The sequence below is a fragment of the Bifidobacterium moraviense genome (genome assembly GCF_012932365.1).
Taxonomy (GTDB): domain Bacteria; phylum Actinomycetota; class Actinomycetes; order Actinomycetales; family Bifidobacteriaceae; genus Bifidobacterium; species Bifidobacterium moraviense.
Genome location: NZ_JAAIIH010000002.1, coordinates 157,369 through 166,307, shown reverse-complemented (window position 1 = coordinate 166,307; position 8,939 = coordinate 157,369). Strand labels below are relative to the sequence as shown.

Sequence of the window (8,939 nt, the reverse complement as noted above, 5' to 3'; positions counted from 1 at the left end):
GCGAGTCCATGCTTGCGGGGCCCGGAGGGCATTGGCCAAGTAGCGCCCGCAGGGCGCGTCGGCCAATACGCGAGAAGGCGGAAACGGAAAACGGTCCTGTGGACCGTTTTCCCGCCTTCCCGGCCGACAGGCCGGCTTTGCCTGAGGCGAGCGCCCCTGAGGCGGCGGGTCGTGACGCGGATAGCCCTGTGGGCTGTCCGTAGGCCCGGCGGGTGGCCGGCAGGTCGCCCGGTATGCCGAAGGCAGCATTGAGTCTCGCCCCCCCCGCAGGGGCGAGTCCATGCTTGCGGGGCCCGGAGGGCATTGGCCAAGTAGCGCCCGCAGGGCGCGTCGGCCAATACGCGAGAAGGCGGAAACGGAAAACGGTCCTGTGGACCGTTTTCCCGCCTTCCCGGCCGATAGGCCGGCTTTGCCTGAGGCGAGCGCCCCTGAGGCGGCGGGTCGTGACGCGGATAGCCCTGTGGGCTGTCCGTAGGCCCGGCGGGTGGCCGGCAGGTCGCCCGGTATGCCGAAGGCGGCATTGACTCTCGCCCCCGTAAGGGGGCGAACCCATATTTGCGGGGTCCGGAGGGCTTTGGACGGATATCGCCGATGGCCCAGTACCCCGATGGCCCAGTACCCTGATGGCTCGGTATCTTCGGTGGGCAGATATCTTCGGTGGCCAAGTATCGCCGAGAGCATCATCGCCCTCCGCCGCATGGCGCCATCTCCCCAAATCACGGGCTCAAATGGACGAAATCCGGAATTCCGAGTGCGAAACGGACGCTTTTGCGGGGGTTCGGCGCTTAGAATCCCGGATTTCGTCCTTTTCAGCCCGTATTGTTCGCGGTCCAGGTCCTCTTACCCAGGATCCGTCCGCCTCGCCCCCGGGAGCCGTCCGCCTCGCCCCGGATCCGTCCGCCTTGCCCCGATTTCGCTCCGTCCCGGATTCCACCTGTCCCGCGTCCATCGCCGATCCGCGCGCATCGCGCCCGCCCACCATGCAATCACCGCGCGGCACGTCATCGCCGACGCCACTACACTGGGCCCGGTATTTCGTGTGACGTGACTGAGGAGAAGAGACCATGGCAGACCTTCGCGGCCCCGACAGCTCCGTTGACGAGCAGCGTCGCCTGGGGGCGCAGGGCGTGTTTCCGGAGACGGTGGACATCAACATCCGTCAGCTGGACCCGATTCCCGCGCCGCGGGCGTTCATCAGGGAGCTGCCGCTGAGCGACAGGCAGATCGATCTGGTGCTCAGGTCCCGTCAGGAGATCCGCGACGTGCTCAACGGACGCGACGACCGTCTGCTGGTCATCGTCGGCCCGTGCTCGATCCACGATCCGAAGGCCGCCAAGGACTACGCGCACCGCCTTGCCGAGGTGAGCGCCGAACTGTACGACCGCCTCGTCATCGTGATGCGCGTGTACTTCGAGAAGCCGCGCACCACGATCGGCTGGAAGGGCCTGATCAACGACCCCGATCTGGACGGCACGTTCAACATCCGCAAGGGCATGTGGCAGGCGCGCAAGGTGCTGTCCGACGTGCTCGACGAGGGCGTCCCGATCGCCACCGAATGGCTCGACCCGATCACCCCGCAGTACATCTGCGACGCGATCAGCTGGGGCGCCATCGGAGCGCGCAACACGGAGAGCCAGGTGCACCGCGAGCTGGCCAGCGGCCTGTCCATGCCGGTGGGCTTCAAGAACGCCACGGACGGCTCGATCAAGCCCGCCGCCGACTCCTGCTACACCGCCGCGTTCGAGCATCACTTCCTGTCCATCAACCTCGACGGCCGCGTGATCGCCGCCGAGACCAAGGGCAACCCGGACTGCCATCTGGTGCTGCGCGGCTCCTCGCACGGCCCCAACTACGACGCCGAATCGGTGCGCGAGGCGCTGTCGGCGCTCAAGGCGTCCAAGGCGTCCGGCCCGAGCGACCACGGTCTGGTGATCGACGCCGCGCACGGCAACTGCGGCAAGGACGAGGTGCGCGAGGCCGAGGTGGTGGAGGAGATCGCCGCGCGTCTCGCCAAGGGCGAACAGGGCATCACCGGCATCATGATGGAGAGCTTCATCGAGGCCGGCAACCAGAAGCCCGCGCCGCTCGACCAGCTGGTCTACGGCAAGTCCATCACGGACGCGTGCGTGCCGTGGGACCGCACCAACGAGCTGCTGCACACGCTCGCCGACGCCGTGGACGCCCGCCGCGCGCTGCAGTAGCCGTCGCAGTAGCCGTCGTCCGTTCCCGCGTCCGGCGGCGGTGCCGCCTATCCGTGGCGTCACCTATCCTTGGGGAAGATTGCGTCCCAAGGAGTTTGCATGCAGCAGCAGAAGAACATGGGCGACGACGCGCAGCCGTTGCGCGTCGGCCCCCAGCCGTTGAACACGCCGGAGGAGCTCCGCGCCATCCGTCAGGCCATGGACGAGGGCAAGAACCCGCTCACGGCCACCGACGTGCCGCGCTGGGAGGACCAGGTGGGCGTCAGTCGCATCGTGAACCGGCGGATCCTCGAGCTCGAGCCGCTGCCCACGCCGGCGCAGGTGCTGGCCGAGCTGCCGCTCGACGCCGCCGCACAGGAGATCGTCGCCTACTCGCGCGACGAGATCCGCGCCTGCCTGTACGGGCAGGACGACCGTCTGCTGGTGATCGTGGGCCCGTGTTCGGTGCACGATCCGGCCGCCGCGCTCGACTACGCGCATCGTCTCGCCAAGGTGATGAAGGAGGTCGAGGGCGAGCTGCTCGTCGTGATGCGCGTGTACTTCGAGAAGCCGCGCACCACCGTGGGCTGGAAGGGCCTGATCAACGATCCGGACATCGACGGCTCGCACAACATCCGCAAGGGCCTGCTGCTCGCGCGCAGGACGCTGCTCGGCGTGCTGGGCGAGGGTCTGGCCGCCGCCACCGAGTTCCTGGAGCCCACCAGCCCGCAGTTCATCGCCGACGCGGTGAGCTGGGGCGCGATCGGCGCGCGTAACACCGAGTCGCAGGTGCACCGCCAGCTGGCCAGCGGCATGTCGATGCCAATCGGCTTCAAGAACGCCACGGACGGCTCCGTGAAGGCCGCGGTCAACGGCTGCTACGCCTCCGCGCAGCAGCACACGTTCTTCGGCATCGACCATCTGGGCCGCGCCTGCGCCGTGGAGACGCTCGGCAACCCGGACTGCCACGTGGTGCTGCGCGGGTCGATCCACGGCCCGAACTACGACGCCGCGTCCGTTGCCAAGGCCATGGAGGACGTGCGCGCGATGATGCCCGCGGATTCCGCCGCCGCGCACGGGCTCATCGTCGACTGCTCGCACGGCAACTCCGGCAAGGACGAGCGTCGTCAGGCCGAGGTGGTGCGCAACATCGCCGGCCGCATCGCGCAGGGCGAGCGGGGCATCACCGGCATCATGATGGAGAGCTTCATCGAATCCGGCAACCAGCCAGCCGCCCCGCTGGACCAGCTGGTCTACGGCAAGTCGATCACGGACAAGTGCATCGGCTGGGACGAGACCGAACGCCTGCTGCACGAGCTCGCCGACGCCGTCTCCGCGCGCCGCTGGAACTGAGCCGCGCCAATCCTGCCGTCCCCGAAAATCGTCACGAAAGGAACCACATGACCACCATCGCCGTCATCGGCGCGCTCACCGAGGAAGTCGCGCTCATCGCCAAGTCGCTCCGGAACGTCTCGCACGACCGCGCCGCCAGCCTGGACGTCTCCGTCGGCACGCTCACCGGCCGCGACGGTGCCGAGATCCGGGTCGCCGCCACCGTGGGCGGCATGGGCCTGGTGAACGCCGCCGCCACCGCGCAGCACCTCATCGACGCCTACGCCCCGGACGCCATCATCTTCTCCGGCATCGCCGGCAACCTCAACAGGGACCTGCACATCAACGACGTGGTGCTCGGCGGCACGCTGCGCTATCTGGACACCGACATGCGTCTGGTGGGCCAGTGGACGCCCGGCACCGAGGATGCGCCCGTGGAGGAGTTCCACTCCGACCCGCATCTGCTGCAGGTGGCGGACGAGGCGCTTGCCGAGGCGGGCATCCACCACATCACCGGCATCATCGCGTCCGGCAACTACTTCGTGGACACCCCCGAGAAGGTGAACGAGGTGGTGGTGCGCACCGGCGCCGACGCCGTGGAGATGGAGGGCGCCGCGGTGGCGCACGTGGCGGCGCGCAACGGCGTGCCCGCGCTGGTGATCCGCGCGCTGAGCGACAACGCGGACACCGACTACGAGGTGTTCGCCACGTTCGACATCTCCGAGTACGCCAACACCGCCGCGCGCCTCGTGGTGGACATGGTCGCGCGGCTCGGCTGAGCGTACCGCCGCGACGAACGCGAGGGGGCATCCGGCAGCGAAACCGGATGCCCCCTCGCGTCGTTTCCGATGCGCCTCAGCGCGCGTTGAGGTCGACCACCGAGCCGCGGTCCACGAGCGTCGGGTCCACGAAGATGTGCTTGGTGGCGGAGTCCGGGTCGGCGATGCGCTGCATGAGCGTGCGCACGCACACCTCGCCGAGGTCCTTGGCGTTGGAGCGCAGCACGGTCAGCGGGCGCGAGCTCGGGGTGGCGAAGCCGTCGATGGAGATCAGCGAGACGTCGTCCGGCACGCGCTTGCCGCGGCGTTCCAGCACCTGCGCGATCGCGATGGCGAGGTAGTCGGAGTGCACCAGCATGGCGGTCACGCCGGAGGCGATGATCTTGTCCACGATGCCGTCCACGCCGGAGGTGTCGTAGGGCTGGATGCCGTCCTCGATGAACGGGCAGACGATGCGGTCGGAGTCGTTGAGGATGTGCTTCCAGCCGTTCTCGATGACCTGCGACGTGGGCGTGTCCGAGAACGCGGCGCCGATGCGCGTGTGGCCGCGCTCGAGGAAGTGGACGGCGGCCTTGCGCACGCCGTAGTGGTGGTTGGTGCGCACCGAGTCGACGTAGCAGGTGCCGAGCACCGGCTGGTCGCGCTCCGCGACCACCACCGGCACCGGGGCACCCTCGATCCACTCCCAGGTGCGCTCGCACACGCCGGGACGTCCGGACGGGGAGACGATCATGCCGCACAGCGAGCGTTCCTGCGCGAGCCAGTCGAGGATCTCGGTTTCGTCGATCTTGTCGTAGGAGCTTTCGCGCGAGACGATGCGCGCGCCGAGCTCGTTCGCGGCGTTGCGGATCGACTCGATGACGTTGGGCCAGAAGAAGCTGGGTTCCGGCATCATCACGCCGATGACCGGCTGGTTGTTGCGGTCGTCGAGCCCCGCGGGCAGCGGCATGTCGTTGAGGTCGTCGAGTCCCGGGGCGGCGAGCGGCGAGGGGACGCCGACGAGCGCGGCGGGGGAGCCGTCCTTGCGCGTGGTGGTGCCGGAGAGTGACATCGCGCCGCCGCGGATGCGCTTGAGCAGGCCGGCGTCGGCCAGCGTGGTCAGGTCGCGGCGCACGGTGATGTCCGTGGTGTTGAGGAGTTCGGCGAGTTCGGCCACCGTCACGACGCTCTGTCTCGTGAGCAGGCTCAGGATCATGTCCTGGCGTTCGGCGGGCAGGAAATCGCGCTTGCCCTGATCGGCGGTGTTCTCGGTCATCTCTTCGCTTCCTTGCGTGCGATCAGCGTGCGGTGCTGATCGTTTCGACGTGCATTTCGTTGCGATTATATCCGATTCCGTCCCTAAATGATCAGTAGTGGATGTTTATCGGCGTGTCGAAACGGTTCGTCTGATCGTTCCTGAGTGATTCTGATTGTATGATGCAACGTTGCATCGGCGATGGCGTGCCATCGGATACGAGGAACGGGGCCGCGGCCCCCGCGCACCGCATATGCAATGCGCGGGAACCGCGGCCCCGTCCGCAGGAAGCCGGAAAGCCGGACTCAGGCCTTCTTGGAGGCGATGATCGGCTCGACGATCGCGCGGGAATCCTTGCAGGCCTGCGCGACGGCGGCCCAGTCGCCCACCTTCTGCGCGGCGGACGGCACCGGGAACGAGCCGCCGATGGCGAACACGTTCTTCAGGCTGATGTAGTCGGCCGCGTTCTTCAGGCTCACGCCGCCGGTGGGCAGGAACTTCATCTCGGCGAACGGGCCGTTGAGGGCCTTCAGGGTCTTCACGCCGCCGTAGGCCTCGGCCGGGAAGAACTTCACGTAGCGCATGCCGCGCTGGTACGCCTTGTCCACGTCGGACGGCACGGCGGTGCCGGGCAGGATCGGGACGTTGTTCTCCAGCGCCCAGTCCACGATCTCTTCGGTGAACGCCGGGGTGACCAGACCCTTGGCGCCGGCGTCGATGGAGGCCTTGGCCTGATCCAGCGTGTGCACGGTGCCGGCCACGAGCGTGACGCCCGGGACCTCGGCGGCGATCTTCTTCATGCCCTCGATGCAGTAGGGGGAACGGAAGGTGACCTCGGCCACCGGCACGCCGCCCTCCTCCAGGGCCTGCGCCAGCGGGACGGCCTCGTCCAGCGAGTGCAGCGTCACCAGCGGGACGACGCCCAGCTGCTCGAGGTAGGGGAGAAGCTCTTCGCTCTTCGTAACTGCCATGTCGATCTTCTTTCTTGGTTGGTTGTTGGACAGATGGATGCGATGCGCTCAGTCGGCGCGGTGGTGCGAGGCCTTGAACGCCTCGAGCTCGCTCGGCGTGGGCAGGCCCTCGTTGTCGGAGACGAACTGGGTCTGGATGGCGCCCAGCGCGCAGCCGCGCTCCATGGCCTCGGCCACGGACTTGCCCTCGAGCAGCGCGGAGAGGGTGCCGGCCGCGAAGCCGTCGCCCGCGCCCACGGTGTCCACCACGGTGTCCACCACGAAGCCGGGCACGTACACGCTGTTCGTGCCGTCGGTGGCGTAGGCGCCCTTGGGACCGTCCTTGACCACCGCGTACCTGGCGCCGTTGTCGATGAACGCCTGTGCGGTGTCCTCGATGGTCTCGGCGCCGAACAGCTCACGGCCCTCGCCGATGCCGGGCAGCACCAGATCGGCCTGCGAGGCCAGCGTGCGCAGCGTGTCGCGCATCAGGTCGAGGCTCGGCCAGATGGCGGGGCGCAGGTTCGGATCGAAGGAGACGAACGCGCCGTTCTCGCGGGCGCGGCGGACCAGCTCGTGCGCGGCGGCCAGCGTGGTCTCGCTCAGCGGGGGCAGGATGCCGGTCAGGTGCACGACGGAGATGTCGGAGAAGTCGACGGCGTCCACGTCGTCGGGGCCCATCGTGGAGGCGGCGGAACCCTTGCGCCAGTAGTACGTCTTCGGATCGCCGTGCGAGACCTTGGACTTCATCATGAAGCCGGTGGGGCGGCCGGCGTCCACGGTGACCAGCGAGGTGTCGATCGCGTTGCGCTCCATGAACGCGCGGATGCGGTCGCCGAACGGATCCGGGGCGAGCTTGGTCATGTACACCGGCTTCTGGCCGAGACGGGCCAGTCCGACGCAGACGTTGAGCTCGGCGCCGGCGACGGATGCGTTGAACGTATCCACGGCACCCAGATCGCCCTCCTCCATGGCGGTGAACAGCGCCATGGCCTCACCGACGAGCAGGACCTTGCCGGGCCGAATGCCTTCGACCGTGAAATCGGCGGTAGTCGTCATGTTGCAGAACTCCCTTGTAGCTTTGGTGCTCCTATGCACCTCCCAGCCTAGCGCACCGCACGCCCGAACGGTCGCTTGTTGCCCGCAAATGCCGTGCGTCCGATGTGATCCGGGCCACGGTCGGCGCGGCGCCCCGCCGGGCGCATACGACAATCGGGCCCGACCCATATGGATCGGACCCGATTCGTCAGACGATCAGACGGTCAGTGCGCCCGAGCGGCTCACTTGGCATACTTGAAGGAGTCCCACACGCCCAGCAGGTACTGGATGCCCAGCGCGCGGTCGTACAGGCCGTAGCCCGGACGCGGCTTGTGCTCCGGCGTGTTCTCGTTCCACAGGTGACGGCCGTGGTCCGGGCGGATGTAGCCCTGGTAGTCGGCCTCGGCGTAGGCCTTCATGATGCCCACGGTGTCCACGTCGCCCTCGCAGGCGCGGTGGCCCACCTCGGAGAAGGAGCCGGCCTCGTCGTAGAACTTGATGTTGCGCACGTGGCTGAAGTGGATGCGGTCCATGAACGTCTTGACGGCGTCCACCGGGTCGTTGCCGCGGCGGGAGCTGAAGGAGCCCAGGCACAGGCACAGGCCGTTGTACGGCGAGGGGTTGAGGTCGAGCACGCGCTGGATGCCCTCCTTGGAGGAGACCACGCGCGGCCAGCCGAACAGGTCGAAGGCCGGGTCGTCCGGGTGCACGGCCAGCTTGACGTCGTACTTCTCGCAGGTGGGGATCACGGCGTCGAGGAAGACCTTGTAGTTCTCGTAGTACTTGTCGTGGTCGATGCCCTTGTAGGCCTCGATGAACTCGGGCAGGTGGGCCAGACGCTCCGGCTCCCAGCCCGGCATGGTCAGGTCGCCGGCGCCGTTGAGCGTCTCGTCGATCAGGGCCTGCGGGTCGGTGAGCTTGGCCACCTTGTGCGCATCGTAGTACAGGGCCGTGGAGCCGTCCGGGGACGGGTGGAACATGTCGGTGCGCAGCCAGTCGAACACCGGCATGAAGTTGTAGGTGACGACCTTGACGCCGGCCTTGCCGAGGTTCTCGATGGTCTTGATGTAGTTGTCGAGCGCCTCGTCGCGGCTCATGCCCAGCATGGTCTTGCCGGTCTTGATGGACTCGTGCACGTTGACGGACTCGACCACGTCGGCGTTGAACGTCTTGGTGACGCCGCGCTTGCGGTCGTCCTCGGAAAGGCCGGTGATCTTCTTCATCTCGGCCTCGATCTCCTCCGGCTCCCACAGCTCGCCGGCCTGCTTGTGGTGCAGGGACCACACGATCGTCTCGACGCCGGGGATCTGGCGGATGTCGTCCAGCGAGATGGTGTCGTTGCCCTCGCCGTACCAGCGGAATCCCATATGCATGGTGGTTGTTCTCCTTCGAATTGATTGCTGACAGTTTCCATTATGCGCCCCGG

General features: G+C 67.7%; 7 protein-coding genes. 3 read left to right on the top strand and 4 right to left on the bottom strand.

Features of this window, described 5'->3' with window-relative positions; translation table 11 throughout:
• Window positions 1-1,064: 1,064 nt before the first annotated feature.
• From G1C96_RS03955 to mtnN, 3 genes are all read left to right on the top strand, one after another.
• A complete protein-coding gene (locus G1C96_RS03955) occupies window positions 1,065-2,201 on the top strand; it encodes a 3-deoxy-7-phosphoheptulonate synthase (RefSeq protein WP_169275355.1) in 1,137 nt (378 codons plus the stop codon).
• A gap of 99 nt (window positions 2,202-2,300) precedes the next feature.
• Window positions 2,301-3,533 (top strand): 3-deoxy-7-phosphoheptulonate synthase, encoded by a 1,233-nt coding sequence (locus G1C96_RS03950; RefSeq protein ID WP_169275354.1) that lies wholly within the window; start codon window positions 2,301-2,303, stop codon window positions 3,531-3,533.
• Window positions 3,534-3,580: 47 nt separating this feature from the next.
• Window positions 3,581-4,291, top strand: coding sequence for a 5'-methylthioadenosine/S-adenosylhomocysteine nucleosidase (mtnN, locus tag G1C96_RS03945; RefSeq protein WP_169275353.1), 711 nt, complete (start codon window positions 3,581-3,583; stop codon window positions 4,289-4,291).
• Window positions 4,292-4,367: 76 nt separating this feature from the next.
• On the opposite strand, the gene G1C96_RS03940 is transcribed toward mtnN, so the two are convergent.
• The 4 genes from G1C96_RS03940 to uxuA form a co-directional block, all read right to left on the bottom strand.
• A complete protein-coding gene (locus G1C96_RS03940; protein WP_169275352.1) occupies window positions 4,368-5,546 on the bottom strand; it encodes a substrate-binding domain-containing protein in 1,179 nt (392 codons plus the stop codon).
• A 284-nt stretch (window positions 5,547-5,830) separates the two neighbouring features.
• The gene (gene eda / locus G1C96_RS03935) at window positions 5,831-6,496 is read right to left on the bottom strand and encodes a bifunctional 4-hydroxy-2-oxoglutarate aldolase/2-dehydro-3-deoxy-phosphogluconate aldolase (RefSeq protein ID WP_169275351.1); all 666 of its coding nucleotides are present in this window, start codon (window positions 6,494-6,496) and stop codon (window positions 5,831-5,833) included.
• A gap of 48 nt (window positions 6,497-6,544) precedes the next feature.
• Window positions 6,545-7,534: a sugar kinase gene (locus G1C96_RS03930; RefSeq protein WP_169275350.1), complete on the bottom strand. Its 990-nt coding sequence runs from the start codon at window positions 7,532-7,534 to the stop codon at window positions 6,545-6,547.
• Between the two features lie 221 nt (window positions 7,535-7,755).
• Window positions 7,756-8,886 (bottom strand): mannonate dehydratase, encoded by a 1,131-nt coding sequence (gene uxuA, locus G1C96_RS03925; protein ID WP_169275349.1) that lies wholly within the window; start codon window positions 8,884-8,886, stop codon window positions 7,756-7,758.
• Between the last annotated feature and the right edge of the window lie 53 nt (window positions 8,887-8,939).